Annotated in this window: 15 protein-coding genes and 1 pseudogene; 1 reads left to right on the top strand and 15 read right to left on the bottom strand. The window is 33.0% G+C overall.

Going from position 1 to position 19,970, the window contains the following annotated elements:
- Positions 1-3: 3 nt before the first annotated feature.
- The 3 genes and pseudogenes from QZU81_RS04855 to mtrA form a co-directional block, all read right to left on the bottom strand.
- Positions 4-399 (bottom strand): hypothetical protein, encoded by a 396-nt coding sequence (locus QZU81_RS04855; RefSeq protein ID WP_295589748.1) that lies wholly within the window; start codon positions 397-399, stop codon positions 4-6.
- 7 nt (positions 400-406) lie between these two features.
- Entirely contained in the window at positions 407-763 is a 357-nt protein-coding gene (locus tag QZU81_RS04850) for a hypothetical protein (RefSeq protein WP_292825044.1), read from the bottom strand.
- A gap of 388 nt (positions 764-1,151) precedes the next feature.
- Positions 1,152-1,655 (bottom strand): annotated as a pseudogene (gene mtrA, locus QZU81_RS04845) (tetrahydromethanopterin S-methyltransferase subunit A); the annotation flags it as partial.
- Between the two features lie 124 nt (positions 1,656-1,779).
- Here mtrA and QZU81_RS04840 point away from each other — a divergent pair.
- Positions 1,780-2,304, top strand: a complete 525-nt coding sequence (locus tag QZU81_RS04840) for a phosphatase PAP2 family protein (RefSeq protein WP_295589742.1) — start codon at positions 1,780-1,782, stop codon at positions 2,302-2,304.
- Here the strand turns inward: QZU81_RS04840 and QZU81_RS04835 are convergent.
- The 12 genes from QZU81_RS04835 to QZU81_RS04780 form a co-directional block, all read right to left on the bottom strand.
- Positions 2,287-2,577, bottom strand: a complete 291-nt coding sequence (locus QZU81_RS04835) for a hypothetical protein (RefSeq protein WP_295589739.1) — start codon at positions 2,575-2,577, stop codon at positions 2,287-2,289. The genes QZU81_RS04840 and QZU81_RS04835 overlap by 18 nt on opposite strands.
- Before the next feature lie 81 nt (positions 2,578-2,658).
- A complete protein-coding gene (locus QZU81_RS04830) occupies positions 2,659-3,054 on the bottom strand; it encodes a hypothetical protein (RefSeq protein ID WP_295589736.1) in 396 nt (131 codons plus the stop codon).
- Between the two features lies 1 nt (position 3,055).
- Positions 3,056-3,556 carry a nitroreductase family protein gene (locus QZU81_RS04825; RefSeq protein ID WP_295589734.1) on the bottom strand — a complete coding sequence of 167 codons (501 nt, stop codon included), beginning with the start codon at positions 3,554-3,556 and terminating at the stop codon, positions 3,056-3,058.
- A gap of 50 nt (positions 3,557-3,606) precedes the next feature.
- Complete coding sequence (locus QZU81_RS04820) at positions 3,607-4,929, bottom strand: UDP-glucose/GDP-mannose dehydrogenase family protein (RefSeq protein ID WP_295589731.1); 1,323 nt, start codon at positions 4,927-4,929, stop codon at positions 3,607-3,609.
- A 72-nt stretch (positions 4,930-5,001) separates the two neighbouring features.
- Positions 5,002-7,680 carry a CDP-glycerol glycerophosphotransferase family protein gene (locus QZU81_RS04815; protein WP_295589729.1) on the bottom strand — a complete coding sequence of 893 codons (2,679 nt, stop codon included), beginning with the start codon at positions 7,678-7,680 and terminating at the stop codon, positions 5,002-5,004.
- 163 nt (positions 7,681-7,843) lie between these two features.
- Positions 7,844-10,015: a hypothetical protein gene (locus QZU81_RS04810; protein ID WP_295589727.1), complete on the bottom strand. Its 2,172-nt coding sequence runs from the start codon at positions 10,013-10,015 to the stop codon at positions 7,844-7,846.
- Between the two features lie 8 nt (positions 10,016-10,023).
- Positions 10,024-12,471 carry a glycosyltransferase gene (locus QZU81_RS04805; RefSeq protein WP_295589725.1) on the bottom strand — a complete coding sequence of 816 codons (2,448 nt, stop codon included), beginning with the start codon at positions 12,469-12,471 and terminating at the stop codon, positions 10,024-10,026.
- A gap of 263 nt (positions 12,472-12,734) precedes the next feature.
- Positions 12,735-14,069: a hypothetical protein gene (locus QZU81_RS04800; RefSeq protein WP_295589723.1), complete on the bottom strand. Its 1,335-nt coding sequence runs from the start codon at positions 14,067-14,069 to the stop codon at positions 12,735-12,737.
- Between the two features lie 180 nt (positions 14,070-14,249).
- On the bottom strand, positions 14,250-15,221 hold the full coding sequence (locus QZU81_RS04795) for a glycosyltransferase family 2 protein (protein ID WP_295589721.1): 972 nt from the start codon (positions 15,219-15,221) through the stop codon (positions 14,250-14,252).
- 111 nt (positions 15,222-15,332) lie between these two features.
- Positions 15,333-17,024 (bottom strand): hypothetical protein, encoded by a 1,692-nt coding sequence (locus tag QZU81_RS04790; RefSeq protein WP_295589719.1) that lies wholly within the window; start codon positions 17,022-17,024, stop codon positions 15,333-15,335.
- Position 17,025: 1 nt separating this feature from the next.
- Positions 17,026-18,297, bottom strand: a complete 1,272-nt coding sequence (locus QZU81_RS04785; RefSeq protein ID WP_295589717.1) for a hypothetical protein — start codon at positions 18,295-18,297, stop codon at positions 17,026-17,028.
- Positions 18,298-18,354: 57 nt separating this feature from the next.
- Positions 18,355-19,959: a phosphorylcholine transferase LicD gene (locus QZU81_RS04780; protein ID WP_295589715.1), complete on the bottom strand. Its 1,605-nt coding sequence runs from the start codon at positions 19,957-19,959 to the stop codon at positions 18,355-18,357.
- Positions 19,960-19,970 lie beyond the last annotated feature (11 nt).

The following is a 19,970-nucleotide window of genomic DNA, read 5'->3' as shown; positions in this document are numbered from 1 at the left end:
AAATTAGGTTCCAAAGCACCTGCCTGGAACCAATGTTGAGCCAATGATTTTGGCCCACATAGCAATATGATGGGGAACGTGGTGGTATTCTTCAAGGTATACAAAGCATGTGAAGCGTTTCCACATCATATATATTGATTTAAAAAGGGAGAGTTGGCTGAAATAAGCATGTTTGCGGTTGTATGATTTTTGCCAGACTTGATACTCCTGAAGTCCGAGCAGATATTTTATCTCCTTTCTTAAAGCATCCATTTTGTGGTATTCAGATGCTATAGGAGGATTTGAAAGATTGTAGAAGTTGTTTTTAAACTCCTTAATCTTTCGGTTAATCAGCTGCTCCCTTTCATAATACTCATTGTTTGACTGTCTTGACCTTTTATTATGCCTGTATCTGGACATTTCTACCTCACTGATACAATGCGCTAACATCGTCAATCAATGGCTTTTCATCAGGTACTTCTGATGGGTCCAATTTTTCAGCAGAAACGCCGCCTATTACACCAACGCTTTGAATGTTGTCCTTCAAAACGGCAGTTGATGTAATCCCTGCACCCTGCGGAGACAAAACAAATAAATCAAGGAATGTTTCATCTTCCCCTACTATGAACGCTGGTTCGATGGCTTCGGCGGATTTGGTTTGGACCTTAATTAGGATATGCTTTGCTTCATTATCCCCTTCAAGCCCGATTTCACGCCTGATGTTTTCGTCTAAGTTTTTGACTTTTTCACTCCAGTTGATGGAGTTAGTTGGGTAATCATTCATATTATCACCTCTATTTTTTTAAATCCACTTTTGTGGAGGAGTTCAACAATATTTTTTTGAAAATACAATTACAAATAATCTGCATTTTTGCAATGAAGATTTAATTTTGTAATCATATTTTGTATACAATAGTATATAAACTTAACTATTTTTCCTACTTTTTGATGAAAAATACATCAATAAGAAAGGCAATTACTACTTTGGTTGTACTCATATATAAAGTTTTTGTATTTAGTAAAAAAAGACAAAAAAACACATGTGTGAAATATCACAAAAATTTTAAAAAAAAGTAAAAAAAAGTAAAGTTGAAGCCGAATTATTCTTCAGCCTCATCTTCTTCATCATCATCGTCGTCCTTATCTTCAACGATTACAAGTCTCTCATTTTCTTCGTCAACTTCCATAACAATAGGATCTTCTTCCAATGCCCCAGGGTCCTTTTCAACGCATTCATTAATCTTTGATTGAATTGCGCCAATATCTTCGGTATCAATCAAATCAACTATTTCCAATTGTTGCTGGAACCTTTCAATACCGTCGAGAGGGACATTCTCTACGAAAGGAATAGCACCAGTAGCGCCGATAATTTTCTTCTTATCTGGATCCGCACCGTTATCGTACAATGCTTGAATACTTTGACCAGTAATGTGACCTTGCACTTCAGCACCAGCCAAAATCAAGAACCTAATATTCGGATTTGAAATAATATTTGCTACAACTTTTTCAATACCTAAGTTTTCAGTTTTACATGGTCCTGCAATTGCTGCTCCAGATAAATCAGCTTCAATATGAGAAGCCAAAGTTGTAACAGCCACGGGACTTTCAGGGTCCCCAACAATGTAATCCCCACTGATTACAGGCCAGCCATCTGCAGGTGCTTTTTTATCAGCCATGATTAATTCCTCCTAATCATTGTGATTAAAAATATATTTTAACTATATTTAAATATTTTGAAACTTTACTTGTGAAAAGGCAACTACTAAAATTATTTAACAAATAAAAAGAAAAGTTAAACCAATGAATCCGAACATTGATATTTTTTATTTCATAAACAATACACTATCAAATCCGATTTTTGATTTGATAATGCCCCAATTAACAAATGTTGGAGGGTTTATCAGCCTTTTGGTTTTATGTATTCTGGCCATCATCATTTCAAGACATTATAATAATGAAAAATATTCCCGAATAAGCAAGCTATGTTTATATTCTCTCCTGCTGTCTGCAGGAATCGTTGCATGTCTAAAGCTGGGAATCGTTGAAGAACGCCCGTTCAAGGTATTGGGCCATGTAAACCAATTAGTTATACCAAGCGAACCGAATTCCTTTCCTTCAGGACATACTTCATCAACTTTCAGCATAATAACCGTTTTAATTCATGAATATAAACAGAACAAAGCATTGATTGCATTATTAATAATATTCGGTTGTGTCCTTGCATTTTCTAGGGTGTACTGTGGTGTGCATTACCCTCTGGATGTGATTGTGGGAGCAATGGTTGGTATTTTAAGTGGCGTTGCAATTCTAAAAGTAAAGATCTGACGGATGCCCGATATATTCAAAGTCATCTTTGTTATCCAAATATTTGACTCCAATGACCTTTTTATCCGGAAATACGGTAACGACACTCATACCGTCATTCACATCAATAACTATGACTTTTGTGTCCTTTTCGCCCTCAGCTTTAATCTTAATTATTTCACCATTCTCAACAAGTTCAGGTTCTTCAAAATCATTGCTTACGTCTGTTGAATACCAGTGCTGTGGCAATTTGATTCTAATATCCAAATCATCCAAAATATCTTTAACGTGCATTTTAAAAATCTCCTAGAGTAGTTATATCTAAATAAAATTCTATGGAAAAATATATATAAATATATTGTAACTTTCCAAGGGTTAAAAGTAGTCAAAATCTCCAAGAAACGCTTCCTTGATAGATGAAAGGGCAATGCGAAGATCATTATGACCCACCGATTCCACTCCTTTAATCATAGATTTGAATTGAGGATGCTTATTCAAAAAATCAAGAGCAAAATCAATTTGAAATTCCTCAGCTTCATCAAATTTACCTTCTTTCAACAATTCAGAAGTCAATCTAATTTCCTTATTGTCAAGCTCTTCAAATTCAGGATGGGTTTCATAAATATTGAATCGCTTCAATTCAATGTCCTCATCGAATTCATCCAAAATGTTCATCAACAGAATTGGAAGAGCATCAGGAGTGCTTATGAAATCCTCGATGAAAGTATCATCGATGACTTCGCCGTTTGCAATTAAAACTCTTTTTGACATGTTAAACTAAAAAATGAATCTTGCTTTTATCAATGTCGTCCAATGTGTGAGGCTGCGGAATGTCATCAGAATGGCCAAGCGCCAGGATTCCAACAATCCTGTAATGGTCATCAATTTTAACAATATCGCGTAAGACTTCCTCTGCATCTACACCATCTTTATCCCTTAGGTGAATCTGTACCCAACAACTGCCTAAATTTAATTCTGTTGCCATTAAATGCATATGAGTTAGAGCAATTGATGAATCTTCACACCAAGTATCGGCAATCATAGTATCTGCAACAACAACAATAGCCTTATCAGCATTTGCAATTAGCTCAGCGCCATGGTTCTTGCATTTTGAAAGTTCAACTAAAGTCTCTTTTCTTTCGACCACCAAAAAATTACATGGCTTTCTATTCATGCTGGTTGGAGCAAGAAGTGCCGCTTGAAGAATCTTTTCAAGTTCCTCCTTAGTAACCGGCTCATCATTGAATTTTCTTGTACTCCTTCTTTTGAGCATTATGTCAATTAATGTCATGTATAAAAATTAGTTTTTAGGATATAAAAATTTTAACACCCAATTTGATATAATTCAAAACCTAAATCCATGATTTTTTTATCATAAATATTTCTTCCGTCAAATATGACATTATGATTCAATTTTTCTTTTAGATATTCCCAATCAGGTGTTCTGAATTCTTTCCATTCAGTAATCAATATCAATGCATCTGCATTTTCAACAGTTTCATACCTGTTGTTGGTAAATGAAATGGATTCCAAGCATTTGTCGCCAATTGCTTTTTTAAACTCTTCAACTGCCTGTGAATCATAAGCCTTGATTTTTGCACCTCTCTTAATGAGTTCAGATGCAACGACAAGGGATGTTGCCTCCCTTACATCATCAGTTCCAGGCTTAAATGCAAGTCCCCAAATGGCAAATGTAAAACCGTTCAAATCCTCACCGAATCTTTTAGTTATCTTATCTACCAGGACAAGCTTTTGCCTTTGGTTTACAATTTCCACATGAGATAAAATTTCAGGCTCATATCCGTTAGATTGTGCAGTATTGATTAAGGCCTGCACATCTTTTGGAAAACAGCTGCCCCCATATCCGCATCCTGCATAAATGAAGTGATATCCAATTCTTTTATCAGATCCAATACCCAATCGAACCTTTTGAACATCAGCACCAGTGACTTCACAGATGTTTGCAATCTCATTCATGAAGGATATTTTTGTTGCAAGCATTGCATTTGCAACATATTTTGTCATCTCTGATGATTTGACATCCATAAGAACAAAACGGTCATGATTTAAGACAAACGGAGAGTAAAGTTCTCTTAATTTTAGGAAAACCTCTTCCTTTTCAGCACCTATAACTACTCTGTCAGGACTCATGCAATCATCAATCGCCCTACCCTCCTTTAAAAATTCGGGATTTGAAGCAATGTCAATCTTTACATCAGAGTTCTTTTCTTCAAGGATTTTTTCTATATGTTCCTTAACTTTAAAGCATGTGCCTATCGGAACTGTTGATTTTATTACAACAAGGGAATCTTTTGTAATGTTGTTTGCAATATCAGATGCTGCTGAGAAAATATAGTCAAGATTAGCGCTTCCATCTTCAGCCATAGGAGTTCCAACAGCAATAAAAACAATATTGGAATCATCAAGCGCTTCTTTAATGTCTGTTGTGAAGACCAAATCACCTCTTTCCTGGCCGTTAATGACCATAGTCCCCAAATGCGGTTCAAAAATAGGTAAAATTCCTTTTTTCAATCCGTCAATTTTAGTTTCATCGATATCTACACAGTATACCTTGTTTCCCATTTTAGAAAAGCAAGCCCCTGTAACAAGACCAACATATCCGGTTCCAATAACAGTTAAATTCATAATAAATCCTCATGTGAAAAAATAATTACATATATTTTTGTTTATAGAAACATAAAAAATTATTCTTAAAATCTAATAATAGAAATTCTCATCCAACTCCAAGATTGCATCAATGACCCTTTCCGAATTGTTCTTGTCAACATACTTGAAGAAGTCATTGACACGTTGTACATATTCTTCATCCATGATGCAATTATTTTCAACCAACCTCATGACCTGTTGTTTTAATTCATCACTTGTTTTAGTAACTGGACCGAACCCCATAGTTTCATATTTGAAGTATGACCTATCTATATCAAAGTGATAATCTTTGTCATGTTGATAATAAATTAGAGGTTTTGCAAGATAAGCGAAATCAAATGCTACTGATGAATAATCGGTAATGATCAAAGAAGAATTATTAAATATATCTGTATAAGAGATATCGCTGCCCATCTGAACATTTGATGGAATATCAAACAGATGAGAAAATTTCAAAATATTCCTATGCGGTTTGAATATGAATTTATACCCTTTTGAATCCAAAAATTCCAGCAATTCTGCATCATTCAAAACTTCATTGATGCCTTTGAAGTAATTGGTTTGGACGAATTCATCATCTTCAAGCTGGTCATATTGCCTTCTCCAGGACGGCATGAAAACAACTTCCTTTCTATCGACAAAACTTTCCAAAAAGTCAAATCTCGGAAATCCAAGAACCTGAATAAAATCTTCAGGATAACCATAATCATATGTTAAAAACGATTCCCTTTCCTTTTCGGAAACTGTAACGATTAAAGATATCCTCTTGTCATACTTGTTGAGCCAGTATGAAATATCATCCTTAGTCACACCATGCTGCAAGAATACTGTCTTGGATTTTGCAAGACCGGAAAGGTGAGAATAATTGCCCCAATATGGATAGATAAGTTCATTGTCGGGGTGAGAAGAAATAATATAATCCGCAAACAATAGATAAAGCCTATGCTTCAAGGACATGCTTGGAAGCACATTCCCAATCTTGTTGATTTTATCATATTCGCTATTTCCGCTTTCCAAGCCCAATAACTTTTTGATTTTATCCCATCGTGAACTTGCAACATATAATTTTTCCATTTCAGGCAAATTAGCGGAAAGAGTAGGTGACTTTGAAAAAACGAAATATTTCTTAATGTCTTTAAGTTTATCGTTATCAATCGCTTTTTTAAATAAGAAAAATCCATTATCTCCCGCTATATTCGGCAAATCCATAAATATCCACAGATGCTTATTTTTAAAATAGTAATAAGACATGAAGTACAATATTCTTAGAATTACACCAGTACGCCATCCCTGCTTTTTTTCGCTTAAAATCATTGATAAAACTTCACGTTCTAATTTAATGCACTTTTTGAAAGTTTTTTCTGTGATTTCAATATAATCTCCATTATCAATAGCAAGATAATCTTTCCCAAATCTGTATTTTGAAGTTTTACTGAGTCTTGAAGTATGATTATAATCAATGGTCAGATTGTTCCTTTTTGATTTGAATGAAATCTTTAAATCCTTTCCAATAGGCAAAACGACTTCAAAACAGTGATTATAAGCATAATTAAAATTAAGGGAATAATTGTCCCTTTGGGGATATTCCACTTTTGTTGTTTCGACAACTTGGCCGTTTACAACCGCATAAACATCATCGTTTTTAATGAAATTTGTTAAAATCCCGCCAATGAAGACATGATTTTTATTTATAAACTCAAAATGGTCTATATACACTGTTCTTAAATTGGTATCTTCCTGAAAACTATCCTTATTTAATCTGTAACCAGTACCATAATCCTTTAAAAGCTTTAAATGACACTTTAGTTCTTCAGATATGGAAGCCTGAAAGTCAATGACATCTTTATCGATATATTTCAAAAGATAGAATATTTTGTCATACAGTTCATCGATTTCATTTTTGTCAAGAATCTTATTGACAGACTTGATTTCAACAATCCACTGCAGGTCATACATCAGCAAATGCTGAATAAACTTTGGAACATGACCCCACTTATTTAATGTATAATTTAAAAGGCCAATGAAGTATTCATCAACCCTTGTAGTAAAATAAGACTTGAAATGAGTTGAAGTTGCAATTAAAGAGTTTCCAAGCGCATTTCGTCTATAATAATATTTGACGCCATGCAAAAGACCAATTTTCGGATTGTCCAAAAGCATTTGATTGATTAATAGAGGATCTTCAGAAACCCTCAACTTTTCATTGAACCTATAGTCCTTAAGTTTGCTAAATCTGAAAAAACTTGATGGTCCGGATAGCTGAATGAATTCCGGATGTTGCCTTAAATCAACAACCTGAGTCTTTTTAAACTTATAATTCAAATTATGAGGTCCTTTTCTGACTCCAAAAAAATACATAGGAATGGATGCAATATCCACATCAGGATTCTTCTTTAAAAAGATATATGCCTTTCTGAATGCATGCCTTGAGATGTAATCATCACTGTCTAGAAAATTAACAAATTCCGCATCAACATGACTGAGACCGACATTTCTCGCATAGCTCGGACCGCAGTTAGTCTCATTATGGACGACAGTTATATTATTAGGATATTCCCTTTGATATTTAATTGCTTTGTCCAGAGTATTGTCAGAACTGGCATCGTCAACAATGATGACTTGAATATCTTTTTTAAAATCCATACTCTGATTTATAATTGAATCCAATGCCTTTGAAATATATTTTCCCGTATTATATGCCGGCATCACAACTGCAACCTTAAATCCCAAAGAAAATCCTCCTATTCTTTTATAAGTTAAACATAATATTTAAACAATTCCACGATTAATTAAATTCAAATTCATATATAAACTATCAAATATGCTTTAAATCTTAAATGATAAACATACAGCAACTTTTATTGCAAGTTGGAACATCAACGGATTATTTCATTTACTCGTTCTCACCCAACAGCAATAGCTTATCCAACAGCTCTTTTTTGGTAAAATCCGTTTTTTCCTCTCTGTTTGGACTTCTCTTTTCATCAAATCCGTGACATACATAATGAAGGTATGGTGAGAACAGCCTTACCCACTTAAACCTTGAAATATCCTCATTTTCACTAAGATAAAAGCCGACATTGAACCAATCACTATCCTTTAAGGCGTTGTATAAATCACGATTCAAACTCCTTTCAGATCCTGAAGTAAGGAATATGTAAACATGGCTTAAGGGATTTGATATGATTCTGTTAAACAGGTTTCCATGATTCTTATAGAACTGCAACTCATTATTCTTATCATTGATTATGTCATCCTTAATCTGAACTAACTCAAAGGATTCGTTAGTTAACTTATGCAAATCATCATAATCATTTTTTAATTTAGTCTTTTCCAGATAATCAGATTCCATCTGACTTTTAAATGTTGAAATTTCATTCTTGGCCTCTCCCACTTCAGCAACCAGTTCAGAAATCCGTTCATCCTTCAATCGAAGATCATCACGTAGAGAGTCACATTCCTTTTGGAGGGAAGAAATTTCGTCTTCCTTGGAACTTGCATCAATCGCCAGAGCATTGATTTGTTCATCCTTTAGATGAATGTCCTCAATCAGAGAATCGCAGTCTTTTCTTAAAGATTCTATGCGCTCATCCTTTGCATCCATTTCCTTGACCAGGGAGCCATACTTACTTTCCATTGGTTTGATTCTTTTAAGGCTTGAATTCAGCTCATTTGTTTTGCCTTTATACAGTTGTGTCTGATTAAACCAATACATCCTCTGACCGTATAAATCGTGAATGACATTGTTCAGGTTTGTCAGCCTGTTTTGGTAATACTCAATGTCGAGAACCTCATCAAATATGCCATCAACACCCAACTTATCATTAATTATCTTTTCAAGCATGTTTCTGGAGGATTCATAGTCAGTGACATAAGACTTGTATTTTCCGTCTTTCAAATCCATGCAGCTGTTCTTTTCACAGATGTACCAAATATCATTGCCTGATCCTAGATAATCTGACACTTTTGAAGGCAAAAATGGATTTATGTCAAAAGCACCCTCTGTTATGGTGTCATTTACAATCAAAACATCGATTTTAGTTGTTAAGTTTAAGAATTCCAAAAATGGAAGCTTCTTACCTATTTCAATGTTGTCCTTCATGTCCAAATCATTAACGTTTAACTTCAGGACGTCTGGATTTGGAACGAACATATGCAGTTTTATTTTAGATTTGACATCATCATTCAGCTCTTCAAATGATTTGAATAAGTATTCTAAGTGCCTTTTTCCCACATATGTTCCGAAATATGCGAAATTTAAATAATTAGGATCAACATCATATGAGGAACTCTTGAGGAAATAAAATTCAGAATCCAATGTCGGATGTACTGAAACTTCAGTCTTTTTCAAAACAAATTCCCTCATGTCAACTGGGAACATGTCCAGCATGACCTGACATTGAATTTCATTTGTATACCTGACGACATCTGCAAAAAGATATGGCAGGTATTCAACTAAATAATAGACTTCCTCATCAGATTTGACATCTGGGAAGTATTTATCAACGTTATCGCCAAATTGCTCCTTATTAATATTTGAAATCAGTTCATTGAGCTTTTCAACAAAGTCATCATCAAGATGATATGGCTTGTTGCCCCTGAAAGCACGATTCATATCATAAGCAATAGGATCCGAAAACTCGGCAATCCATGTGACGTCCGGGTTCTGGAGCTTATAATCCAAAGCTAAAAAATGTGATTCGATAGTCCAGGCCCTACTTACAACTGTTTTGTATTTCTTGCCGGACTCATTTAATCTCTTTAACCCTTCCTTTCTAAAGTAATTGATTTCAGGGATGGTGTTTGGAGCAAAATCCCCACCAAGAAGGAATTTTTCAGAGATGAAATTGTTTATCAATTTATCAAAAGACTTGTCCTCATCTCCAATAAAATCAGAACATAATACATCGACCTTTTTGCCTGCAACCATGATTCTTTTGGAAAAAACGATTCCGCTTACGTCATTGAGTGGAGGAAACCTGGAAGTGATGTATAAATCTTCAACCTCATTGTCCAACTCATCAATTAATGTTAAATCATCTCGAAATCTTTTATTGGGACTCATTTTATCACTTATATGCTATCTCCATATTTTTCCAAATATTCCAATTCCTTGAAGCTTCTGGACTGGATTACCTTATTGTAGAAATCCCTATTTTCATCTGTTAAATCTTCTATGGATTCCTCTTTAATTTTTGAAAAATCATTCTGCATCATGTTCCAGAAATCTTGCTTTTCACTTTCATCGAAAGAATAATATGACTGTTTAACTGATCTGATTTTATAATTGATTAACTCCTTGCCGTACTGTCCATCAACATCATGCCTTTTGAAAATGTCAAATATCTTATTCATATCTGATATTATGCTGAATGAGTTGTTTGAAGTGGCATCCATATCAATGCATCGATTACTATCTATCTTAAATGAATTTGATGACAATGCAGCCTCCCAAAATAAGGGAACCTCATCAAAGAAATCAATACCTTTCAACAATTCCCGTTTATATAACTGTTGACAACCGGCTGCCTGAATATTGAACATTTCGCTTCCCATATTGTTATGGCTTAAAACATTGCCCTCCAAATCGATATCATCATTTGAGAGAATCAATAAATCCACATTATTTAGTTTAGCATCTGCATAGACACTTTCGCATGCATCCATCTTTAAACAATCTGAAGCGTCTAAGAACATCACATATTCCCCTGATGACTTTTCGAAACCATATCTTTTGGCTTCGGCAATGTTCAAATTATTCTGGGCATGAACCTTCACCCTTGAATCTAGTTTAGAATAATCATTTAATAGTTTTAAAGAATCATCAATTGATCCGCAATCGACACAAACAACCTCAATATTTCTTAATGTTTGATTTGAAACGCTTTCCAAACATCTTTTTAGGCATTTCTCTGCATCATATGCTGCAATGACTATTGAGATTTTCGGCCCGACATTAGCAAAGTTTTGACGTGAATTTGAGCTTGGATTTGAAGCGATTTCCAATAGCTCCATCTCTTTTAGATATAGCATGTCATTTTTTCTGGACATGTTCTCATTAAATCTAATTTCCCTTTCGCTTAATTGTTTTTCTTTTTCAATTAACTCTTTTTGCCTTTTTAAAATTAAATTCTCAAATTCTGATTGCTTATCAGCCAATTCCTTCTCACGCTTATCAAGATAGGCTTCCTTCTCTTCCACATAACTTTCAAAGCTTGCCTGCTTTTCATCGACTAATGCGTTTTTTTCCAAAATCAACTTTTCGAAATCTGCCTGTCGTTCCACCAGTTCACGCTCACGGGCATCATAATAGGCTTTCTTTTCTGCAAAGTATCGTTCAATATTATCATTTTTGATGTCAAGAATCTTTTCCTTAGATTCGACCCTCTTGATTTCCCCGACCAATTTCGCATTTTTATTCAAGAGGTCCTCTTCCATTGAATCCAGTACACGGGACCGGTTGTAAATTCTTCTTTTTTCTTTATCAATCTGGTTCATATGATTTTTCTTTTTTAAATCCAATTGATTTGACAAAAGCAGCATGTCGAGTTCCTGATAGCTGTTTGATTCTAAAGCGGCCGAATAAAATTCCCTATATTTGTCCACAAGATTATTTAAAAATAGGTTATGTTGCTGCTTGTCATTGTAAATCCTTAAGAAATCGTCATGCATCAATTCCCAGTACTGAGGCTTGAATTTCTCTTCTATCAAGTCATACCACATGCTGACATAACGCAATTTGAAATCCACTATCTGCACAACATATTCATTGAACAGATTATGCTTCCGGAATACGTCCGGAACCATGTTGCTGATTTCAATGACATCCAAGAACTTCTTGTCTATATCTGAAGTAATGGAATCCTCGCGCCTACGTCTCATTACAAAATGCTTTCTCAATATTGACATTTTCCTTGAGCTTAAAAGCACTTCATAATGGAACGGGTTGTCCTCAAAAAAAATGTTTTCAGGAAAACGAATATGGTATTTTTCAAGTATGCTGCGTCTGTACAATTTGTTATAGGGTACAACAGCTATAGAAAATAGATATTTTTGAATATCCCTATGATTAAATACGGTTTCATCAAGGGAATTTGGCAATAATGAGTTATTGTAGTAATCCTCTTCATAAAATTTATCCTGAAGGTCATCATAGTCTTCAGCCAAAAAGATCAGCAAATCCAAATCCTGAGATTTAGATGTTTCATATAAAATCTTGATGGCATCCAAATCCAACCAGTCGTCGGAGTCCACGAACAGCAGATACTCCCCTTGGGCATTGTCAATACCGTAATTACGGGTTGAACCAGGACCTGAATTTTCCTTTGAAAATACTTTTATTCTCTCATCTCTTGATGCATATTCATTTAGAATATTTAATGAATTATCTGTTGACCCGTCATTGACGCAAATAATTTCAATATCCTTGAATGTTTGGTTGATTAAACTGTCTAAACATTCTTTTAGATACATTTCAACATTATAAACTGGAACAACAACTGATACTGACGGATTCATCATAACACCAAAAATTTGAAAATCCAATTTTATTTGGAGAATTCCTTTAAATTCAAAATAAATAAAGGAAAACTGGATAAATTCTCAAATTACTTTAATAAATATAATTTTATAGGAATAAGTATTTAAATATATATTCTAAAAAGAAAATAGAACATATTACTTACTATAAATAAAATTATTAACTTTCCTTGAAACTTAAACGACATTTAACAATATCTGCTTTTGAATATCACCTAATTACTTCTAAAGAACTTTTTTAAAAATTACTCAAAAGAGGAATTATTCGGGTCAAATGAAGTCCATTCCATATGTATGGACATGGATTGGCCATCTTTAACCTTCCTATTGAAGTTAAATGGCTTATTGTGAGTTACCAATTTCCTTTCATCTAAAACTGGCTTGCCGTTGATTTTTATATCTGTAAAGTCAATGTATATCGGCAATCTAGGCTTTTTATTTTTGTCACGAACGTCTGTGCTTCTAAATGAAAGCTTCAAGTTCCCATCACCGACAAATCTAACTATCACATCCAAAATTCCCTTGTTGCTTTCGACTACAACACCAGATCCCCCTTTAATCCAGTGAGGAATGCGGATGTTATTCTCATTATCTGAACTGTAGACAAGCTCGACATCGCAGTCTTCACCAAAATTGATGATATCCACCCTGCCTGACATGTAAATAAGCAGATTTTTAAATCTATTTGAATCAAAGGCACCGTTGAATGATGAGACATTTAAAAATTCCTGGAATTGCTGAATCAAAATTTGGCTATCCTCCTGCCTAACAATATTTAGGATGTCATATAGATTTTTATTGGAATCCATAAAATCATCAATATTGGACTTGTCGTTTCTACTTAATTCGACATATTTCTGATTCAAATAATGATTATCAAGATATACGTCCTTAAATTCTTTAGGATTGCCATCACCATTGCTTATGAAATATTTTTTTAGACTATTTACAGACGAAATGAAATCATCATCATCGACAATATTATTGCACAAATCCAATAGGCTTGGGAAATAATCATAAATGAATTTTGTTTCGATGTCCATTGTGATAATCTCGCCATCCACACAGGAATATGTGTATGAAACCGAATCATCATGCCACAATAGCTTATCGGTTAAAACTGTCTCATTATTTAATTTAACATCAGAAATGAAAATTTTAACAGGTATCCTATTCTTATTTAATATGTGCCTAAACTCAGGACCTCTGAATCTTAAAACTAGCTCGCCTGCATTGACACAGCGAAATGTAACTCTTAACTTATTTTTTCGGGATGTGATCTTAAACCCTTCACCTGTTTCATCGGTCAGCCATTTTGCAGAGGATACCGTAACATCATCATCGAGATTTATAACTTTTATAGAATTGGCAGAATCCCCTCTGTTTTTAATATCGATGCGTGTGAAACCCCATTGGTCAACGAATAAATTCTTATTATCTATAAATTCGGCTAAACTAATGTCCTCATTAAGAAAACTGTCATAAAGTTCATTGAAATAATTTGAAAAGGAACTCAACATTTTGGCTTTTAATATCCCTACATTCTGGAACTCATGACTTTCAACATCGTTATCCACCATAAACGCACCCATTAAATATAAATTATATATTATTATTAGTAAAGTAAACTTTATAAATCTATCTAATTTAAAAATCCGATAGGAACCCATTTTATGATTGATTGAATATTTTTATTTAATAATATTTAAAATTAAGTCGTTTGACTTTAAAATAATAAATTGAAAAAGGTAATTAATATATTATAACATTTCTGAGACGATATCTTCAAATTTGAAAAAATCAAGAATTTCCTTATCAACATTATCCCTAATATCATTATATAATCCATAATCTTCAATGAAGGTCCTATAGACCCCTTGAACTTCACTGAAAAACCTTTCCTTGTACTGGTCCTCAATTTGTTGGTATTTCCAATTTAAAACAGTTTTGAAGATATAAGTCAACACTTCCTTCTTATAATATTCATAAAGTTCAGCATCTTCCATGAAAACATCAAGAACAAGACGGACTATCGCAATGTTATCGAATAACCTATCATCATTCAAAGCCATTAAAGAACCAGGACGTCTTCGACGATTGTAAAAATACTTATTTATAAAAGAGATTCTTTTAGCATGAGTCATTACCCTGCATGAAAACGGATTGTCTTCATGAATATAATCCTCATCGGGAAACCTTATGTTATTCTCATCCAAAAAGGATTTTAAGTATAGCTTATTCCAAACGGCAATTGGAATGTCAAACAACCTTGTTTTATCCAAATCCCAATGGTCAAATACCTTATGATCAAATTTGCCCATGAATTCGGCATCATAATATCTTTCCCTGCCAAAAGATTTTTCCTCTTCATAAAAAACGATAGGCTTGCCCATTACCATATCCAAATTATTTTTTTCGGCTTCATTGAAAAATGTCTCTAGAGTATCGAAGCTGTACCAGTCATCACTGTCTAAGAAAATTATATACTTGCCCTTTGCGGCATCAATACCCCTATTACGGCTAGGACCTAATCCAATATTCCTCTCATTGCGAAGAATTTTAATTCTTGAATCTTTGCTTGCAAAATATTCAAGAATTTCACTAGAGGAATCTGTTGATTCATCATCAATGCAAATAATCTCAAAATCTTGAAAAGTTTGGTTTAAAATACTATTTAAGCAAACATGCAAATAGTCTTCAACATTATACACTGGAACAATAACAGAAATCACACTTTCACCTTGGTATTATTCATGATTCGAAATATTTAAACTCACATCCACATGTTTTTATGAGAAACATGCGCCGGGGAGCATCCCATTTTAAAAAAATGCCCCACATGGTTACTTATCACATTCCAATAAATAATCCAATAATTCCTTTTTGGAATTCGTATTGAAATATCTCTTATTAAACAGCCTATCCTCTTTAAAGCCTTCACAAACATAATGCAATTCTGGTGAAAAGTATTTACACCATTTACTATCTATTAAATCCTTATTCTTATTTAGATAAAATCCAATATCAAAACAGTTGCTGTCCTTAAGAGCTTTGTATAAATCAATATTTAATGACAACTCCTTTGGTTTGGATTTGAAAATTAAATATAAGTAAGCTACAGGACTTAAAATCTTTTTAAGAATTGGACTCTTTTTAAGATAGTTGATTTCCAAATGATTGTTAGAAATCTCATCCTTAAAACAGCTGATGCAATACCTATTTGAATCTAATTTGGATAATTGCTTTGTATAATTATGTTGCAAATTATCTAATTCACTTTCCACATCACTTAATTCCCTTTCCACATCATCCAATTCATGTTGTTTGATTTTAAGTTGATTGTCTTTTTGTTTAATGTTGCGGGATAATGTGTCAAATTCACCCTGCTTTCTCATTAACTTATTTTCAAGGGAAATGATTTGACTATTGAATGATGTCTCCTTTTGAGAAAAATCAGCATTAGCAGAGTCAAGCTGACCCTCAAGAGCATTAATCCTCTCATTAAAAGAAGACTCCCTCTCAGAAAAATCAGCATTATTAGATTTAATCTGACCCTCAAGAGCATTAATCCTCTCATTAAAAGAAGACTCCCTCTCAGAAAAATCAGCATTATTAGATTTAATCTGGTCTTCCAGAGTAGTTATCATTTCATTCTTATTGACTAATTTAGACTCAAAATTTTCAATTTGGGAATCTTTTAGATTTAATTTGGATTCTATACTCTTAATCTGACTATCCATTAAAGTCATTTCTGAATTTTTAATGCTGAGTTCCTTTTCATAATTTGCAATAAGATTATCTTTCTTAGAGAGTTCATCTTCAAACTCAATGAAATTTTCACAATATTCATTATATTTGTTAATATGAGAAACCAATAAATCATTTTCAATTAATTTATCTGATAAGTTAACTGATTCGGTTTCATCATTTTTAGTCAAGTTATTGATGATATTGATTCTTTTTTCATTAATCTGAAGTTTCGGATATAAAATTGTAGTTCCATCTACAAAGTTGATATTCATGAGACTAATATGAGAATTTTCGCTTAAAAAATCTTCAATTGCGGTTAATACACCATTTCTAGGAGTGTTTTCCTCACAGGCATGATAACACTCATCAACAATGTTAATTGTTTCACCATCATAGACCAAAGGCAATTCCTTTGCAAATTTTTGCCTGAATTCTGAAGGAATAGATTCAGGATTTTTATATGAATCCCTCCTTTTGTTTGGAAAAACATTATTGCAAATGAAAACCAATGGGAAATCCTTATTTGACTGTTTTACAATATTCAATTCATTGAAGACAGTGTACCAATTTGCATCTCCATCTATAAATATGGCATCGTAATTTGTTAATTCCGGAAGAACATCCAAGGGATTATTGTTTTCTTCATCTGCATTGATTAAATTGAAATCAGATTTTTTAATAGCATCAATCAGATTCCTATTAGATACATTGGATAAGACCACATCTTTTACCTTGAAAATTCTTAGAATCTCAAGAATCGTATTGGAATCATAAAATTTGGACATATTAATCATCTCCTTTTAAATAACCAATAGTTTTATCCTTTTCTGCTATGATTTCTTTTAAAATTTGGATTTCTTCATTCAAATAATCAATTTGAGCATTTTTTTCTTTTAGATTCTTTTTAAGGAAATCATTCTCATCATTTAAAATTGAATTTTGGTCTGCTTTATCAGATAAGTCTGATTCAAATTTGGAAATATCATCTCCAATTGCATTAATAATTTTATCATTTTCATCCACAATTTGGATAAAGTCATTGACAATACCAACTTTTTGATTTAAAGCATCGATTTCTTCATCACGTTTCTTCAAGGCACTATTCAAATCATCAATTTCAGAATCCTTCTCCTCAACAATCCTCTTAATCTCCAAATCCTTAACAGAAGAAATCTCACCAATCTTCCCCTTCAAAGAAACAATCTCATCATCACGTTCCTTTAAACTATTCTTTAAATCATCAATAAGACCATCACTTTCATCATAATCTTTCAGAGCAGAACTCAAATCATCAGAAATCCTCTTAATCTCCAAATCCTTATCAGAAGAAATTTCATCAATCTTCTCCTTCAAAGAAACAAGCTCATCATCACGTTCCTTTAAACTATTCTTTAAATCATCAATAATCTTAGTCTTCTCTTCAAATACGTTTTTTATCTCTAAATCTTTTATTGAAGAAATTTCATCAATCTTTTCATTTAAGGAAACGATTTCATCATCACGTTCATTCAGAATAATATTTAAATTATCAATTTCAGAATTTTTCTCATCGAAAACCTTTTCAATCTCCAAATCCTTAATAGAAGAAACTTCATCAATTTTTTTATTTAATTCATCGGTTTCTTGTTCTTTTTGCCTTAAAATGCTGTTTAAATCTTCATTTTTGAAAGACAACTCATTGATTTCTTCAGTTTTATTAGCTAATGTTTGTTTTAATGCCCCAATTTCTTGATTTAATGAAAATATTTTTTCATCATCATTATTTTTTAAAATGACAAGCAAATCATTGTATTTATGTTCATTTTTCAGTTGTATCTGTTTCTGCTTATCCAAACTGGATTCTAGCTCCAATAACAGATACTCCTTGAGTTTATTGATGGTTTCATTTAAATTAGAGAAATCATTGTTTAGATTATTAATTTTAGCATCATATCCCTCTAATTTATTATTGATTAGATTATCTTGATTTTCAAAGCAGTTTTCAAGCTTAACTAACTCTTCTGTAAATTTGGAAATCCCTTCCAATAAAACATCAATATTTTCATCATTTTCAGACATGTTATTACCTACATTATTTCAAGAATTTTTATTTTAAGACATTAACAGCCAAGAATATTAAAATTTATCATTTGCCTCTTTAAGTTTTGAAAGAAACTCCTCGAATTTTGCGCTTGCATCTTTCCTGTTTCTGAAGTTATCAACCCTACCATGAGATCTTATAGATTTAGGGACGTGCATATAATTATTTCCATAAACTTGAGTCAAATAAGCATCAGGATTATTATGTACCGGAAATACATGGTTGCAATACTTCACTTTACCTAACGGGAATATATCGTCATAATTCATGACAAATACTTCAAGCAAATTGGTTCCCCCATATCCGAAGGACCCTTCAACACCATGAACAAGGTACTTTGTAGGTTCGTAGGATAGATTTAAGGTTTTGAAATAATCATCCATGACTTCATCTTCATTTAACCCCATGTACAACTGTTTTGTATCAGACCCCTCAGTTAATTTCTTATAAAAATCGTTTTTAGCTTTTTCATATAAATCTCCAATTGTAGAATTATCATAAGAAACTAAAAAGTCATATGGGAAAACGTCAACGCCTGCAAATACTGTTTTATCAGGCAAATCTCTAACGAAAACTTGAAGGAAACCATTTACAACATCTTTTCTTTGATATTTACGATACCTGTACTGCACATCAACAAAATCGGACAAGTTAAGTTCCTTAATTTCCAACGGCAGAACTTTATTAAGCTCATGGTAATCTTTTCTCATCATACCAATATCAACATCATCATCCCACGGTATGAAACCACCATGTCTCAAACCGCCTAACATATTACCGCTATCAATCCACCATGGAAGGTCATATTTATCACATACATTGCCGACAAAAAACAATAATTCCTCACATAAATCCTGGACACTTTTTAACAACCCTTTTGGCTGTAAGTTATAATCAATGAACAATGTATCAAAATAATAATTATAAGAATCCAATATTTGTTCATGAGTTTCGAATTTATTTTCCAAACCAATGAAATCCTCACCATGAGGCAAAGCATAAATGTAATTTTCCAGCTGTGAAATTTTATCTTCCAAAAGTTGAGTTTCCCTACTTTTAGTAATGTATTCCCTGCCCGCTACCGGAGCAACATTAGCATAGAATTCTTTAATATTGACTTTACGGCCACTATTATAAATCCTAATGACAAACAATTCCTCATTAGATACAACTGTTCTAACTAGAGAACCATCAGCTTTAATGGAAACAATGTCTCCTTCTCTGCTAAATTCCATATCATGCCAAACGTTTGTTTCCAATGCAACATCATTTTTCATTTGTTTATTTCGGAAGTTTATCAAATGTTTTGTGCCCAAGTAAAAATTAACAAGAACCTGATAATTTAACTTGAATTTTAATGTGAAATCACCCTTTAAAGGATAATTTAAAATTACTCCTTTCTCCAATAAGGGATATTCATGGTAAAAAGTAATTCCCTGATTATAGTCCCTCTCAAAAAAGGTTCCCTCATCAGTTATCCACAAACCTCTATTGTTTGTTAAATCAGAAAATTCTGAAGGAATGATTCCATGGTCCCCATCCTTATGTTTGATGGTTACCTCTTTAAGATTTAATAAATTGTTTAAATAAGATATTTTAATTTCATCTCTGCTTTTTGTAGGTTTATTCTCTGGTTTCATTTTATCACCCC

Origin of the sequence: uncultured Methanobrevibacter sp. (genome assembly GCF_902770715.1) — an archaeon.
Taxonomy (GTDB): domain Archaea; phylum Methanobacteriota; class Methanobacteria; order Methanobacteriales; family Methanobacteriaceae; genus Methanocatella.
This window is presented reverse-complemented; position numbering and strand designations above follow the sequence as displayed.

Excerpts from the sequence above, each read along its gene's own strand:
- QZU81_RS04855 (WP_295589748.1), bottom strand. The coding sequence starts at position 399 with ATGTCCAGATACAGGCATAATAAAAGGTCAAGACAGTCAAACAATGAG.
- QZU81_RS04850 (WP_292825044.1), bottom strand. The coding sequence starts at position 763 with ATGAATGATTACCCAACTAACTCCATCAACTGGAGTGAAAAAGTCAAA.
- QZU81_RS04840 (WP_295589742.1), top strand. The coding sequence starts at position 1,780 with ATGAATCCGAACATTGATATTTTTTATTTCATAAACAATACACTATCA.
- QZU81_RS04835 (WP_295589739.1), bottom strand. The coding sequence starts at position 2,577 with ATGCACGTTAAAGATATTTTGGATGATTTGGATATTAGAATCAAATTG.
- QZU81_RS04830 (WP_295589736.1), bottom strand. The coding sequence starts at position 3,054 with ATGTCAAAAAGAGTTTTAATTGCAAACGGCGAAGTCATCGATGATACT.
- QZU81_RS04825 (WP_295589734.1), bottom strand. The coding sequence starts at position 3,556 with ATGCTCAAAAGAAGGAGTACAAGAAAATTCAATGATGAGCCGGTTACT.
- QZU81_RS04820 (WP_295589731.1), bottom strand. The coding sequence starts at position 4,929 with ATGAATTTAACTGTTATTGGAACCGGATATGTTGGTCTTGTTACAGGG.
- QZU81_RS04810 (WP_295589727.1), bottom strand. The coding sequence starts at position 10,015 with ATGAGTCCCAATAAAAGATTTCGAGATGATTTAACATTAATTGATGAG.
- QZU81_RS04805 (WP_295589725.1), bottom strand. The coding sequence starts at position 12,471 with ATGATGAATCCGTCAGTATCAGTTGTTGTTCCAGTTTATAATGTTGAA.
- QZU81_RS04800 (WP_295589723.1), bottom strand. The coding sequence starts at position 14,069 with ATGGTGGATAACGATGTTGAAAGTCATGAGTTCCAGAATGTAGGGATA.
- QZU81_RS04790 (WP_295589719.1), bottom strand. The coding sequence starts at position 17,024 with ATGTCCAAATTTTATGATTCCAATACGATTCTTGAGATTCTAAGAATT.
- QZU81_RS04785 (WP_295589717.1), bottom strand. The coding sequence starts at position 18,297 with ATGTCTGAAAATGATGAAAATATTGATGTTTTATTGGAAGGGATTTCC.
- QZU81_RS04780 (WP_295589715.1), bottom strand. The coding sequence starts at position 19,959 with ATGAAACCAGAGAATAAACCTACAAAAAGCAGAGATGAAATTAAAATA.